The sequence below is a fragment of the Pseudomonas sp. KH_021 genome (genome assembly GCF_057838865.1).
The window spans coordinates 693827-706703 of sequence record NZ_CM174477.1 but is presented as its reverse complement, the minus strand read 5'-3'; the positions used below and the strand labels follow the sequence as shown (position 1 = coordinate 706703).

13 protein-coding genes are annotated in these 12877 nt (G+C 59.8%); 4 read left to right on the top strand and 9 right to left on the bottom strand.

What is annotated here, in order from left to right:
* The first annotated feature begins 114 nt into the window (after nucleotides 1-114).
* Nucleotides 115-564 carry a type II 3-dehydroquinate dehydratase gene (gene aroQ, locus AC3IX4_RS03365; RefSeq protein WP_489259230.1) on the top strand — a complete coding sequence of 150 codons (450 nt, stop codon included), beginning with the start codon at nucleotides 115-117 and terminating at the stop codon, nucleotides 562-564.
* Between the two features lie 2 nt (nucleotides 565-566).
* Nucleotides 567-1421 carry a shikimate dehydrogenase gene (locus AC3IX4_RS03360; RefSeq protein WP_489259229.1) on the top strand — a complete coding sequence of 285 codons (855 nt, stop codon included), beginning with the start codon at nucleotides 567-569 and terminating at the stop codon, nucleotides 1419-1421.
* 98 nt (nucleotides 1422-1519) lie between these two features.
* Here the strand turns inward: AC3IX4_RS03360 and AC3IX4_RS03355 are convergent, their stop codons facing one another.
* Entirely contained in the window at nucleotides 1520-2188 is a 669-nt protein-coding gene (locus tag AC3IX4_RS03355; protein ID WP_489259228.1) for a TetR/AcrR family transcriptional regulator, read from the bottom strand.
* A 101-nt stretch (nucleotides 2189-2289) separates the two neighbouring features.
* On the bottom strand, nucleotides 2290-4200 hold the full coding sequence (gene quiC / locus AC3IX4_RS03350) for a 3-dehydroshikimate dehydratase QuiC (protein ID WP_489259227.1): 1911 nt from the start codon (nucleotides 4198-4200) through the stop codon (nucleotides 2290-2292).
* A gap of 650 nt (nucleotides 4201-4850) precedes the next feature.
* Between quiC and AC3IX4_RS03345 the strand changes: the two genes are divergently transcribed.
* Entirely contained in the window at nucleotides 4851-6164 is a 1314-nt protein-coding gene (locus AC3IX4_RS03345; RefSeq protein ID WP_489261200.1) for an MFS transporter, read from the top strand.
* A 3-nt stretch (nucleotides 6165-6167) separates the two neighbouring features.
* On the opposite strand, the gene AC3IX4_RS03340 is transcribed toward AC3IX4_RS03345, so the two are convergent.
* From AC3IX4_RS03340 to pcaH, 4 genes are all read right to left on the bottom strand, one after another.
* A complete protein-coding gene (locus AC3IX4_RS03340; protein ID WP_489259226.1) occupies nucleotides 6168-7049 on the bottom strand; it encodes a DMT family transporter in 882 nt (293 codons plus the stop codon).
* Nucleotides 7050-7147: 98 nt separating this feature from the next.
* Nucleotides 7148-7924: an IclR family transcriptional regulator gene (locus tag AC3IX4_RS03335; protein WP_489259225.1), complete on the bottom strand. Its 777-nt coding sequence runs from the start codon at nucleotides 7922-7924 to the stop codon at nucleotides 7148-7150.
* Between the two features lie 235 nt (nucleotides 7925-8159).
* The gene (pcaG, locus tag AC3IX4_RS03330; protein ID WP_489259224.1) at nucleotides 8160-8765 is read right to left on the bottom strand and encodes a protocatechuate 3,4-dioxygenase subunit alpha; all 606 of its coding nucleotides are present in this window, start codon (nucleotides 8763-8765) and stop codon (nucleotides 8160-8162) included.
* A 12-nt stretch (nucleotides 8766-8777) separates the two neighbouring features.
* Complete coding sequence (gene pcaH / locus AC3IX4_RS03325; RefSeq protein WP_489259223.1) at nucleotides 8778-9497, bottom strand: protocatechuate 3,4-dioxygenase subunit beta; 720 nt, start codon at nucleotides 9495-9497, stop codon at nucleotides 8778-8780.
* Nucleotides 9498-9739: 242 nt separating this feature from the next.
* On the opposite strand from pcaH, the gene ypfJ reads away from it, so the two are divergent.
* On the top strand, nucleotides 9740-10624 hold the full coding sequence (gene ypfJ, locus AC3IX4_RS03320) for a KPN_02809 family neutral zinc metallopeptidase (RefSeq protein WP_489259222.1): 885 nt from the start codon (nucleotides 9740-9742) through the stop codon (nucleotides 10622-10624).
* Nucleotides 10625-10703: 79 nt separating this feature from the next.
* On the opposite strand, the gene AC3IX4_RS03315 is transcribed toward ypfJ, so the two are convergent.
* The 3 genes from AC3IX4_RS03315 to AC3IX4_RS03305 form a co-directional block, all read right to left on the bottom strand.
* Nucleotides 10704-11291: an HAD family hydrolase gene (locus AC3IX4_RS03315; protein WP_489259221.1), complete on the bottom strand. Its 588-nt coding sequence runs from the start codon at nucleotides 11289-11291 to the stop codon at nucleotides 10704-10706.
* Complete coding sequence (gene tesB, locus AC3IX4_RS03310; protein ID WP_489259220.1) at nucleotides 11288-12157, bottom strand: acyl-CoA thioesterase II; 870 nt, start codon at nucleotides 12155-12157, stop codon at nucleotides 11288-11290. The genes AC3IX4_RS03315 and tesB overlap by 4 nt, the downstream gene beginning before the upstream one ends.
* A 98-nt stretch (nucleotides 12158-12255) precedes the next feature.
* Nucleotides 12256-12825 (bottom strand): GNAT family N-acetyltransferase, encoded by a 570-nt coding sequence (locus AC3IX4_RS03305; protein ID WP_489259219.1) that lies wholly within the window; start codon nucleotides 12823-12825, stop codon nucleotides 12256-12258.
* Between the last annotated feature and the right edge of the window lie 52 nt (nucleotides 12826-12877).

Sequence of the window (12877 nt, the reverse complement as noted above, 5' to 3'; positions counted from 1 at the left end):
ATCCCGTTCGCTGATCGAACAGTAATTGCCTAGGCCTCGTGCACCCGATTGACTGTATTAACCAGTTAGTACAATTTATCCGGACTCACTCAAGAACAACAACGGAGTCCTCCGATGAGTCGTACCGTGCTGGTACTCAACGGCCCCAACCTAAACATGCTCGGCACCCGCGAGCCCGCCAACTACGGCCATGAAACCCTTGCCGATGTGTCGGCCTCATGCAGCCGCACAGGCGATGCCCTGGGCCTTAATATCGAATTCCAACAAACCAACCATGAAGGCCAGATGATTGACTGGATTCATCAGGCCCGTGGCCGCTGCGCCGCGATCGTGATCAATCCCGGTGCCTGGACGCATACCTCGATCGCCATTCGCGATGCGCTGGTGGCCAGTGAAGTGCCAGTGTTCGAAGTGCACATCTCCAACGTACATAAGCGCGAAGCGTTCCGTCATCACAGCTATGTGTCCGGTATTGCCGTGGCGGTCTTGGCCGGTTTCGGCACCCATGGCTATAGCCTGGCCCTGCAACATATCGCCCACCTTCACGAGGGCCCGGAGCAATGAACATGACACACCAGACCCAGGTATTGGCCGGCCTGATCGGCGCCGGCATCCAGGCCTCCCGGACCCCTGCCCTGCATGAACAGGAAGGTACGGCGCAAGGCATGGGCTACCTGTATCGCTTGATCGATCTGGACGCGCTCAAGCTCGACAGTGGTGCGCTGGAAGAGCTGCTCACAGCCGCCGAATACATGAGCTTTACCGGCCTGAACATCACATTCCCTTGCAAGCAGGCGATCCTTCCGTTGCTCGATGAGCTGTCTGATGAAGCGCGTGGCATCGGCGCGGTCAACACAGTGGTGCTCAAGGACGGCAAGCGCATTGGCCACAACACCGACTGCCTGGGCTTTGCCGAAGGTTTTCGACGCGGGCTGGGCGATGTGGCCCGCGAGCGTGTGGTGCAAATGGGGGCCGGTGGCGCGGGTGCAGCGGTTGCCCATGCGCTGTTGAGCGAAGGCGTGGGCCAGTTGAGTCTCTTCGATGTCGACCCTGATCGTGCCCAGGCGCTGGCGGACAATCTCAACCAGCACTTTAGCGGTAGCCGTGCGCGAGTTGGCACAGACCTGGCCAGCGCACTGGAGGCTGCGGATGGCTTGGTCAACACGACGCCGATGGGCATGGCCAAGCTGCCGGGCATGCCCGTGCCCAAGGCGCTTCTACGCTCGCAGCTGTGGGTTGCCGAGATCGTCTACTTTCCGCTGGAAACCGAACTGCTGCGCGAGGCCCGGGCACTGGGTTGCCGCACCCTGGATGGCGGCACCATGGCGGTGTTTCAGGCGGTGAAAGCGTTTGAGTTGTTCAGTGGAGCAAAGGCGAATGCCGAACGGATGGTGGCGCATTTCAACAGCATGAGCGGCTGAACACCGCCCTGTAGGAGCAACCTTGGTCGCGATGAATGCACCGCGGTCATTTAGGAACACCGCGGTGCATTCATCGCGAGCAAGCTCTGCTCCCACATTCAGGCCTGCAGGTAGCGCAGGACGGAATCGCAGATCATCTCTCGGTGGCGTGCCTTGACTTGCGCATTCTCAAGCTCGATCTGAAATATTTCGCCGAAGGTATGCCGGTTGGACACCCGGTAGAAACAGAACGAGCTGATCAACAGGTGAACGTCCAGCGCATCCAGCCCTTGGCGGAACACCCCCTCTCTGGCACCTCGCTTCAAGACTTCATCCAACGCCGTCAGCACGGTGTTGTTCATCGAACGAATCGCCTTGGATTGTTTGACGAACTCGCCGTTGTGCATGTTTTCGTTGCAGACGATACGCACGAAATCCACGTTGCGATCATGGTGATCGAAGGTGAACTCAACCAGTCGGCGGATACCGTCATGCGGTGTCAACTCGGCCAGGTGCAAGCTGCTCTCGGTGCTGCGGATATCGCCGTACAGCTTCTCCAACACTTCGATGTACAGCTGCTCTTTACTGGTGAAGTAGTAATAGATCATCCGCTTGGAGGTATGGGTACGCTCGGCGATCGCATCCACCCGCGCACCGGCCAGCCCCTGCTGGACGAACTCGGTGATTGCCGCCTGGAGAATGTTTTCGCGGGTCTTCTCGGGGTTGTTTTTGCGACTCTTGCGCGGCGCTTGTTCGGGCGCCGCGGCGAGGGCGGGATTTGTAGTCATACAGGGCTCACGGCCATCGGAAAACAGTGGCGATTATGGTCCTCCGCGCGAAGCGAAGAAAGCTTAAACGCGACATGTACTACCCAATATCCCGCAATTTCCTACAGTTTGGCGTGACGAAGGCCACCACTACGAGATTTGGCCATGGCCGCCAGGCGCACCGCTACATTGGCCGCGCCATAACCTGCATAGCCGTTCTTGCGCTGCAGCACTTCGAAGAAGAAGCGGTCTTCAAAGGCTTCGGTGTAGACGTGGAACAACTCCCCGCCCTGTGCGTCACGGTCGTAAAGGACATTGTAATAAGCCAGTTCACTCAGGAACTCGTCATCAAAATCGAAGCGTGCGGCCAAGTCATCGTAGTAGTTCAACGGGATATCCAGCAGCACCACGCCAGCCTCCTTGGCCTTTTTGACCGAGGCGAAGATGTCATCGCAATCAAAGGCGATATGGTGCACACCTGAGCCACGATAGCTGGACAGCGCATGGGAGATCGCGGTGTTGCGGTTCTCCGAGATGTTCAGCGGCAGGCGGATCGAGCTGCACTGGCTACGCAAGGCGCGGCTTTTGACCAGACCATAAGGGTCTGGCAGCACCACTTCATCATCCGCTTCGAAGTCCAGCAGGCCTTTGTAGAACAGCACCCAGCTGTCGAGGCTATCGGCCGGCAAGGCCATGGCCATGTGATCGATGCGCTTGAGGCCGGGCACTCCAGCAGGCAATGGGGCCAGGCTGAAGTCGGTGTCATAGAGGGTGCGACCGTCAGCGTCCTGGTCGACCAGATAGATCAGGCTGCCATCGGGGGCGCGCACCGCTGCCAGCTCACGCTCATTCGGCCCGACCAGGCCGCGGTATGGCTGGCCGCGATAGGCCACGGCACGCTCCAGAGCCTTGCTGCTGTCCTTGACCCGGATCGCGGTGGCGCACAAGGAAGGGCCATGGCTTTCGAAGAAGTTGTGCGCGAACGAATAGGGTTCGGCATTGAGGATCAGGTTGATATCGCCTTGGCGCATCAGGCTGACGTTCTTGGAGCGATGCTGGCCGGCCTTGACGAAGCCCAACCGCTCGAGCCAGTTGCCAAGCTTCGCGCCCAGTGCGTCATCAACAGCAAATTCAAGGAACTCGATGCCATCGTAAGGACTGGCCGGGACGGGTGCGAACAGTTGATCGGTGACCGATTGCGGCTGGCCCTTTTGCTCCAGCAGCGCACGGGTTTTTTCTTCCAGATACAACAGCGAACGCAGGCCATCGGCAGCATTGGCGCGCGGGGGCGCAGCACGGAAACCATCGTTGAAGATCTCCAGCGACAACGGGCCGCGATAGCCGGTTTCCAGGATCGGCGCCAGAAAGCCGGGCAGGTCAAATTCGCCTTGCCCCGGGAAGCAGCGAAAATGCCGGCTCCACTCCAGCACGTCCATGGCCAGGAGGGGGGCATCGGCCATCTGCACAAAGAAAATCTTGTCGCCTGGAATCTGCCGGATCGCCGCAGGATCGCCCTTGAGCGACAACGTATGAAAGCTGTCCAGAATCATCCCCAGGCTCGGATGGTCGGCCTGACGAACGATGTCCCAGACTTGCTGGTAAGTGTTGACGTGACGCCCCCAGGCCAGCGCTTCATAACCGATGCGCAAACCTCTAGCACCGGCGCGCTCGCCCAACAGTCGCAGGTCGTCGACCAGGATCTGCTGGTCGCCCAGCGCATCGCTGGCGACGTTACTGCAGACCAGCACCAGGTCGGTTTCCAGCTCCTGCATCAGGTCGAATTTTCGCTCGGCACGGTCCAGGTTGCGGGCCAGCCGGTCGCGGCGGCAACCCTCGAAGTCGCGAAACGGCTGGAACAGTGTGATTGCCAGCCCAAGGTCGGCGCATCGCTGGCGGATCTCGCGCGGGCTACCGTCGTAGTAGAGAAGGTCATTCTCGAAGATCTCGACACCGTCAAAACCGGCGGCGGCAATGGCTTCAAGTTTTTCCGGCAGGGTACCGCTCAAGGAAACGGTGGCAATCGAACGCTGCATCTTATGGCTCCAGTAGGCGTAGGCACGGCCCAGGTAGGAGAATTATTGGTGCACAGAGTGTATACCTCAATTTAATATGTACGAACCAGTTAGTTTTGTGTGCGATTATCGACCAGAATGCGGTAGGACGAATTGACGGTTTTTCGAACAGTGCGCAACATTCCTACCCATGAGGCACCCACTGGCAGCACCACAAGTACTGACCGGTTGTGCTGGAAGATTCAAATGCCGCCACCCAGCGCCACCAAAACCCAGTTGCACCATAAACATAAAAATTCGGGTAAACGCTCATGCATGCACTCACTGTTTTACCTCTGCAATCGCCACCACCTGCTGCCTGGGTCCTGGCGTCACTTCGAACAACGCCGCTGCTACGGCTCAAAGGCTGAGCACCGCGCTCGCGAACCGATTGGATTGACATCATCGACTGGCTGGCGCCAGCCATGATGCCCAACGGTCAGCACGTCCACTTTCCATATTCCTCGCCCCGCTCGCTCACAACGCCAGCGGCCAGGCCGACCTGTACCTGGCAAAGCGTGGAAGGCTGTGATGGAGAGGATGTGCGACCCGTCGAAGTCCGGCGACTGGATTGAATCCAGCGTCACAAAACGGATGGCTACACTCAAATGATCCAGACCCAAAGCACTCCCATGTCCAAGCCTGTGAGCACCCCACACGCCGGTATCGGCGACAAAATCCGTGGCGCCATGGCCGTGGGCAAGACACGCTGGGCGATGCTCGCCCTGGTGTTCTTCGCCACCACCCTGAATTACATCGACCGCGCCGCATTGGGCGTCATGCAGCCGATCCTGGCCAAGGAGATGAGCTGGACGGCGATGGATTACGCCAACATCAACTTCTGGTTCCAGGTCGGCTACGCCATCGGCTTTATCCTGCAGGGTCGGTTGATCGATCGGCTTGGGGTCAAGCGCGTGTTCTTCTGCGCCGTGCTGCTCTGGAGCCTGGCCACGGGCGCGCATGGCCTGGCGACTTCGGCGGTAGGCTTTATGATTTGCCGCTTCATTCTGGGCCTGACGGAAGCTGCCAACTATCCGGCCTGCGTGAAAACCACGCGGCTGTGGTTCCCGGCCGGTGAGCGTGCCGTGGCGACGGGTATCTTCAACGCCGGAACCAACGTCGGCGCCATGCTCACACCTATGCTTCTGCCGCTGATCTTGAGCGTCTGGGGCTGGCAAGCCGCGTTCCTGTGCATGTCGTTCCTGGGACTGGCGTGGGCCATCTTCTGGGGGTTGAAGTACTTCAATCCCGAAGATCACCCCAGTGTGAACAAGGCGGAGCTTGACTACATCCAGAAAGAAGTCGAACCCGAGCAGGCCCGTGTGCCCTTCTCTCGTATCATGCGCATGCGCGGCACCTGGGCCTTTGCCTTGGCATTCTCGATGACCGCACCGGTGTTTTGGTTCTACCTGTACTGGCTGCCGCCGTTCCTGAACCAGCAATACAACCTGGGCATCAACGTGACCCAGATGGGCATTCCGCTGATCATCATCTACCTGTGCGCCGACTTCGGCAGCATCGGCGGCGGCGTCCTTTCGTCCTTCCTGATCGGCCGCGGTATGGCCCCGGTCAAGGCTCGCCTGGTTTCAATGCTGTCGTTTGCCATCGCGATCGGGAGTGTGGTCTTTGCAGCCGGTGCCAGCAGCCTGTGGATCGCTGTGCTGGCCATCTCCCTGGCCATTGCCGCGCATCAGGCCTGGACTGCCAACATCTGGAGCCTGGTGATGGACTACACCCCCAAGCACATGATGAGTACCGTGTTCGGCTTTGGTGGCATGTGCGCGGCCATTGGCGGGATGTTCATGACGCAGTTGGTGGGCTACATCCTGACGGTCACTCACAACAATTACGCCGTGCTGTTCACCATGATCCCGGCGATGTACTTCATTGCACTGGTATGGCTGTACTTCATGGCCCCGCGCAAAATACCGAACGTCGAAGTTTGACCTTCACTGGCGGCGGCGCTGCAACAGCGCTGCCGCCAGGCCGCTCAGGCATATCACCGCAATACCGACCTGGGCTGTAATGTCTGGTGTGTGGTTGAAGAATATAATCCCCATTAACCCTGCAAACACGATCTGGCAATAGCTGAAGGGCGCCAGCAACGCGGGTGGCGCGTGCCGAAACGCCTGGGTCAGCAGAAGATGCGCCACCATCCCGAAGCCCCCCAACATCAGCATCAACAGGGCATCGAACCCGCCCGGAGCCTTCCAGAAAAAGGGCACCACTGCGCTCATCACCAACGTGTTGATCAGGCCTGCGAGAAAATTGCTGGTGGTGGGGCTGTCCACCTCACTGAGCTTACGCGTCAGAATCTGGTAGAAGCAGAAGCAGGTGGCCGATCCCAACGGCAGCAGCACAGCGGGCGTGAACAAATCGCTACCGGGATGCACAATCACCATCACCCCCACAAACCCTGCCAGCACAGCCAGCCATTGACCGCGCGTGACGCGCTCTCCCAACAGTGGCACCGACAAGGCGGTGACCAGCAGTGGCGCCAGGAAATTCACTGCCGTGGCCTCGGCCAGCGGCAGGAACTGCAGCCCGGAAATGAATAGCAGGCTAGTCGCCAGCAGGCACAAAGCCCTGGCGAGCTGCATCCCAGGCTTGCGTGTGCGCAGCACGTGCAGGCCTGACCTGGGCAGGAATATGCCCATCATCAATAATGTATGCGTCAGGTAGCGCGCCCAGATCACCAACATGACCGGGTAGAGCCCGGTCAGGTATTTGGACAGCGCATCATGGGAGGCGAACAGGAAGGTGGCAACCACGACCAGCAAAATGCCTTTGAAGGGTTGGCTAACGCCGGTCAAGACGGTGGGGGCGGTCATCGACATCTCATGCAGGGAAATCAGAGTCAGTAGGGAACGCACATATTTAGAACCCTGTTCCAGATTATCGCAAGTGATTTTATGATGACCCTAGCTCGTCAACTGAACAAATCCGAGGCCGGGCTCGCCCCCGTCAGTTCCGCCGCCGCCGCCAACAACTGCGGGGCCAATTCATGCATCCGCGCTTCAGGCAGTCGTGCGCTCGGCCCGGCCACACTGAGCACGCCGACCACATGCCCATCCAGCGGATGGCGCACCACAGCCGCCAACGCCGAAGTGCCCACCGCCGAGCTTTCCACCACCCAAGCGTAGCCGTGCTCGCGAGCAATACGCAGGCGTTCGAGCAAATCGGCATTGGACGTCGGTGCATTGGGGCCATAGTCCTCAGGTCGGTCAACGCCTTGACGCTCCACCAGCACCAACGCCTGGGCATCGCTCATGCTGGCCAGCCAGGCATGCCCGGAGGCGGTGTAGAACAGCGGCGCATCGCGGCCCATGTCCGGGTCGTAACGCAGCCCGGCGCGGGCGCCCTGGGACTTGGCAATCCAGGTCTGGCGATCCCCCTCGACCACGCCCAGACGCACCAGTTCGCCGGTTTCCTGGGCCAACTGGTCGAGAATCGGCTGGACGATATCGGCGCCACTGCTGGCCAAGTATCGAAAGCCCAGTGCCACCAGTTTGGTGCTCAGGCGGTAACGGCTGTTTTCGGGGTTCTGGCGCACGTACCCCAGCCGCATCAGCTCGGCGAGCATGCGGTGAGTAGCGCTCTTGGGGATATCCAGCTGCTCGGCCAAGGTCTGCATGGGCAGGCCGCGAGGGTCGCTGGTGAGGCTTTCAAGCAGGCTGAACGCCCGTTCTATCTGACTTCCGGCCATGGTCACGGTCTCTGGAAAATTTTGCCGATTCTAAAGAGCACAAGGCAAAGCGCAATCGTCTGTTCGATTTACGTTGCACCTTGCTTATCTTTGCGTCTCAGCTGATTTCACAGATTATGGAACTTTATTCCAAAAAAACAAAAAAAGCTTCGCGGGCAAGCCCGCTCCCACACAAGCCCACTCCCACAACAGTGTCTATTGCGGGAGCGGGCTTGCCCGCGAATAGGGTTGTCACTTAGAAATCAAAAAACACCGTCTCGCCTTCACCCTGAATGCGAATGTCGAAGCGGTACGCAAGCTTGCCGTCCACTTCGCAACGCTTGGCCACCAAAGTCTCGCGACGCTTGGGTTGCTCGATCAGGTTGAGCACCGGGCACTTGCCGTTGGCCAAGGCTTCATCATCGAAGTACAGGCGCGTATGCAGGTGGATGTTGATGCCACGGGCAAACAGGATGACGTTGATGTGCGGCGCCATCGGCACGCCGGCAGCGTTTTTGATCACACCGGGCTTGATGGTGTTCAGCGTCCACTCACCCGCATCAAACGTGGTCGCGGTACGACCAAAGCTGTTGAACGGTTTTTCCAGGTTGTAGTCGGTGTCGTACTGGCCGTTGTGATCCGCCTGCCAGAACTCCAGGAACGAGTCGCGGACCAGGTGGCCATTGCCGTCATAGACGTTGCCCAGCAGCACGATATGCTCGCCTGGCGCCTCTGGCTTGGCCATTTCGTTCCAGATCTCCTGGTCGCGTGGCTCATTGCCCGCTGCACTCAGGGCCAGGCCAATATGCACGTAGGGGCCTGCGGTCTGCGAGGCGGTTTCCGGCAGCAGTTGAATAGGCATGTGCGCAGCTCCTCAGCAGTTTTCGAAGTGAGTCTTGCGCTGGCCGCGCAGAACAATGTCAAACCGATAGGCCAGGCAATCCATCGGGTTGCCATTAGCCAGGTCGAGTTTGGCGATCAGGGTTTGTACCGCCTCTGGGTCCGCGATCGATTTGACGATCGGGCACAAAGGGATCAACGGATCACCTTCAAAATACAGCTGGGTAATCAGGCGAGTGGAAATCGACGGGCCGCTGATGGAGAAGTGAATGTGCGCCGGGCGCCAGTCATTCGGGCCATTGCGCCATGGGTAGGGGCCCGGCTTGATGGTGCGGAAACTGTAATTACCCTCGCTGTCAGTCAGCACGCGGCCGACACCGCCAAAGTTGGGGTCCAGTGGCGCCAGGTAGCGGTCGTTCTTGTGGCGATAGCGCCCACCGGCGTTGGCTTGCCACATTTCCACCAGCGTATGCGGGATCGGCTTGCCGTATTGATCGCAAACACGGCCCGCTACGATGATGCGCTCGCCGATCGGCAGGCCACCGTTGTTGTAGTTCAGCAGCAGGTCGTTGTCGTGCTGGCCGAACTTCAAATGGGTGAAATCCGGGCCGGTGGTCTCGCTCACCGATTGCGGGATGCTCACCAGCGCCTGGCGAGGCGAACGGGCAATGGACGTCTTGTAGTCAGGCGTCAGGGGTTTAGGGTGCCAATTGCGATCACGGATAATGAAGCGACTGTTGTCTGCGGCAGACATGTCGTTCTCCTGTTATAGGTTTGCGTAGAGCCCGGGAGGTAGGCGTGGGCTTCAGTGTCCGGCAATTGCTAGGGTTGGAACACTGAAAAGACCTTCTGCATACATATCCAAATGGTTATGTATCGTTTGATGACTTCATCGGCGCCAAAACGATGAACTAACCTTAACCCTCAGGTTTGGGCACCCGCACTTCAACTCTCAACGGCAGTACCGACCCAGACGCCTGCAACGAGGGTATTACCATGCTGTGGAAAAAAGGCAGACGCAGCGACAACGTCGTCGATGCGCGGGGTGAAGGGGGTGGTGGCGGTATGCGCATGGGTGGCGGCAAGGGGTTGACCCTGGGCGCCGTGGTCTTGATCGTTGGCATCGGCTTGCTCACCGGCCAGGACCCTTTGCAGATCCTCGGCCAACTGACCGGGCAGATGTCACAAACCTCGGCCCCGACACAAACCGGCCCCGCCAAGGCGCCACCGGCCGGCGACGTGCAGGCAGATTTTGTCTCCAGCATCCTGGGCGACACCGAAGACACCTGGCGGGAAATCTTCGCCCAGGGCGGACGCCAGTACAAAGACCCGACCTTGAAACTCTTCAGCGGCCAGGTCAGTTCAGCCTGCGGTTTTGCCAGCTCCGCAACCGGCCCGTTCTACTGCCCGGCCGACCAGATGGTCTACCTGGACACCAGTTTCTTCCGCGAAATGGAGCAGCGTTTTGCCGCCGCGGGAGATTTTGCCCAGGCCTACGTGATCGCTCATGAAGTGGGCCATCATGTGCAGACCCTGCTGGGCGTTTCTGCCAAAGTCCAGGCGGCCCGCCAGAGTGGTCAGCGCTTGGAAGGTGATAACGGCCTGCTGGTCCGTCAGGAGCTACAAGCCGATTGCCTGGCCGGCGTCTGGGCTTTCCATGGCCAGCAGCGGCACAACTGGCTGGAGCCTGGAGACATCGAAGAAGCCTTGAACGCGGCCAACGCGATTGGCGACGACCGCTTGCAGCAGCAAGGCCAGGGCCGGGTTGTACCGGACTCCTTCACCCACGGCACTTCGGCCCAGCGCGTGCGCTGGTTCAAGACCGGCTTCGCCAACGGTGATGTCAACCAGTGCGATACCTTCAGCTCGAAAGCCCTGTAGGAGCAGAGCTTGCTCGCGATGAACGCGCCGCGGATTGCCCAATGCACCGCGGCGCGGCCATCGCAGCCAAGGCTGGCTCCTACAGTAGTTGGCGCAAGGCTTCACAATCCGCAGCATGCCAATCGGTGAGTTCCGGCCAAGGGTTGTCCGGCAGATTCACCAATACCGTTCGGGTACCCGCCGCCCGACCGCAATCGAGGTCAAAGCGGTAATCCCCGACCATCACCATGCGCTGCGGGTCGACATCCCAAGCCTGGGCCAATTTCAGCAGCCCGCCTGGGTGCGGTTTAGGCGGCGCCTCGTCACGGCCAAGCACATCCTCGACCGCAAAGCAGTCAGCCAGGCCAATGGCCTCCAGCGTCACATGGGCCAACTCGCGAGCATTGCGAGTCAAGATGCCCAGCCGGTAGCCACGCCCGGCCAGTTCTCGCACCAGATCGATAGCCCCCACCGCCGCGGTCGACGCGATGGCCAGATCACGCTCGTGCTCCAGTAACCAGGCATGCTTGGCGGCGGCAATCGGTGCCGGCAAGGCGGCCAAGTGCGTCAGGATGTCATCTTCGGCAGGAATATCGAGCGCCTGGCGAATGGCCGCAAAGTCATGCACGGCCACTGTCAGGGTGCCATCCATGTCGAACACCCAATGGCGGATGTCCGCAAGGCTCATGCCCAGTCCTCTCGGTGGCGGATCAGGCCTTCCTGGGTTGATGAAGCCACCAGTTGTCCGGCGCGGTTGTAGATACTGCCCCGGCAGAAGCCACGGGCGTTGCCGGCCCAGGGGCTGTCTGTGACATACAGCAGCCATTCATCAGCACGCAGGTTCTGGTGAAACCACAGCGCATGGTCAAGGCTGGCGATCTGCATGTCCTTGCTCCAAACCGATTTGCCATGGGGTATCAGTGCAGTGGTGAGCAAGCCGAAGTCCGAGGCGTAGGCCAGGATGTACTTGTGCAGGGCCGGTGAATCAGCCAGCGTACCGTCGGCGCGAAACCAGATGTATTTGATCGGATCGCCCACTTGCGGGTTATACGGGTCTTTCTCGGTGACCGGGCGCATCTCGATAGGCTTGGCACACAGCAGCTTTTCGCGGATAGATGCGGGTATCTGGTCTGCCACCTGGGCGATCAGGTCGACTTCCGTTGGCAGGTTTTCCGGGCCGATCACCCGAGGCATCTGGGCCTGGTGCTCAAACCCGCCTTCGTCGTACTGGAAGGAGGTGGTGCAGGTGAAGATAGGCTGGCCTTTCTGGATCGCCGTGACACGACGGGTACTGAAGCTGCCACCGTCACGGACCCGGTCCACCTGGTAAACCACCGGCAAGGTGGCGTCGCCCGGGCGCAGGAAGTAGCCGTGCAACGAATGCACATGGCGCGCCTCTTCGACCGTCTGGCTGGCCGCGGACAGCGACTGCCCCAACACTTGGCCACCATACAACTGACGAAAGCCAAGGTCCTGGCTGCGCCCGCGGAACAGGTTTTCTTCGATCGACTCCAGGCTCAACAGATCGACCAGATCGTCCAACACGTGGCTCATTCAGTATTCTCCTTGGCATTCTGCGGTGGTCTGCGCTGCGGTGATCCCACACTGCGCGACCCTGGATGAAATAATACAGGCTTTGCCACAACACGCCCTCAACCCTGCAGCGTCTGAAGCCACTGGGCCCGATTAATGCGATACAGCACATGGGGGCGCAGCGGATCATCGATCGCCAAGCGAGGATGCTCGAAATCACCGGCCCAGTCGCGCTGCATGCCGATGGCCTGCATGACCTTCTGCGACGGCAAGTTGCTGTAGGTAGTGAATGAAACCACCTCATCGAGGCCCAACTGGCTGAACCCGCAGCGCAGCGCGGTCCATGCCGCTTCGCTGGCAAAACCCAACCCCCAATGTCGCTTGGCCAGCCGCCATCCAATTTCCACCGCTGGGGCGAACGGTGCGTCAAAGTTCAGGTTAGACAATCCGGTAAAACCGATAAACGCCCCGCTATCCTTGCGCTCCAAGGCCCACAGACCATAACCGTATTCGGCAAAATGGCCACGAATGCGGCCGATCAAGGCAGCGCTTTCGACCCGGCTCAAGGGTGCGGGAAAATAGCGCATCACTTGCGGGTCTGCGCACAGGTTGGCAAATTCGCGCAGGTCATCATCCTGCCATTGGCGCAGCACCAACCGCGCGCTCTCCAATTCAAGAATCGGTTTCATCGGCAGGCTCCTCTTTGTTCCCCGCCAGTCTACAAGGCTGGCACCCAAGGGC

Coding starts and splice junctions, on each gene's coding strand:
- AC3IX4_RS03315 (WP_489259221.1), bottom strand. CDS start 11,291: ATGAGCCTTGCGGACATCCGCCATTGGGTGTTCGACATGGATGGCACC.
- ypfJ (WP_489259222.1), top strand. CDS start 9,740: ATGCTGTGGAAAAAAGGCAGACGCAGCGACAACGTCGTCGATGCGCGG.
- pcaH (WP_489259223.1), bottom strand. CDS start 9,497: ATGTCTGCCGCAGACAACAGTCGCTTCATTATCCGTGATCGCAATTGG.
- AC3IX4_RS03360 (WP_489259229.1), top strand. CDS start 567: ATGACACACCAGACCCAGGTATTGGCCGGCCTGATCGGCGCCGGCATC.
- pcaG (WP_489259224.1), bottom strand. CDS start 8,765: ATGCCTATTCAACTGCTGCCGGAAACCGCCTCGCAGACCGCAGGCCCC.
- quiC (WP_489259227.1), bottom strand. CDS start 4,200: ATGCAGCGTTCGATTGCCACCGTTTCCTTGAGCGGTACCCTGCCGGAA.
- AC3IX4_RS03340 (WP_489259226.1), bottom strand. CDS start 7,049: ATGACCGCCCCCACCGTCTTGACCGGCGTTAGCCAACCCTTCAAAGGC.
- tesB (WP_489259220.1), bottom strand. CDS start 12,157: ATGAGCCACGTGTTGGACGATCTGGTCGATCTGTTGAGCCTGGAGTCG.
- AC3IX4_RS03345 (WP_489261200.1), top strand. CDS start 4,851: ATGTCCAAGCCTGTGAGCACCCCACACGCCGGTATCGGCGACAAAATC.
- AC3IX4_RS03355 (WP_489259228.1), bottom strand. CDS start 2,188: ATGACTACAAATCCCGCCCTCGCCGCGGCGCCCGAACAAGCGCCGCGC.
- aroQ (WP_489259230.1), top strand. CDS start 115: ATGAGTCGTACCGTGCTGGTACTCAACGGCCCCAACCTAAACATGCTC.
- AC3IX4_RS03305 (WP_489259219.1), bottom strand. CDS start 12,825: ATGAAACCGATTCTTGAATTGGAGAGCGCGCGGTTGGTGCTGCGCCAA.
- AC3IX4_RS03335 (WP_489259225.1), bottom strand. CDS start 7,924: ATGGCCGGAAGTCAGATAGAACGGGCGTTCAGCCTGCTTGAAAGCCTC.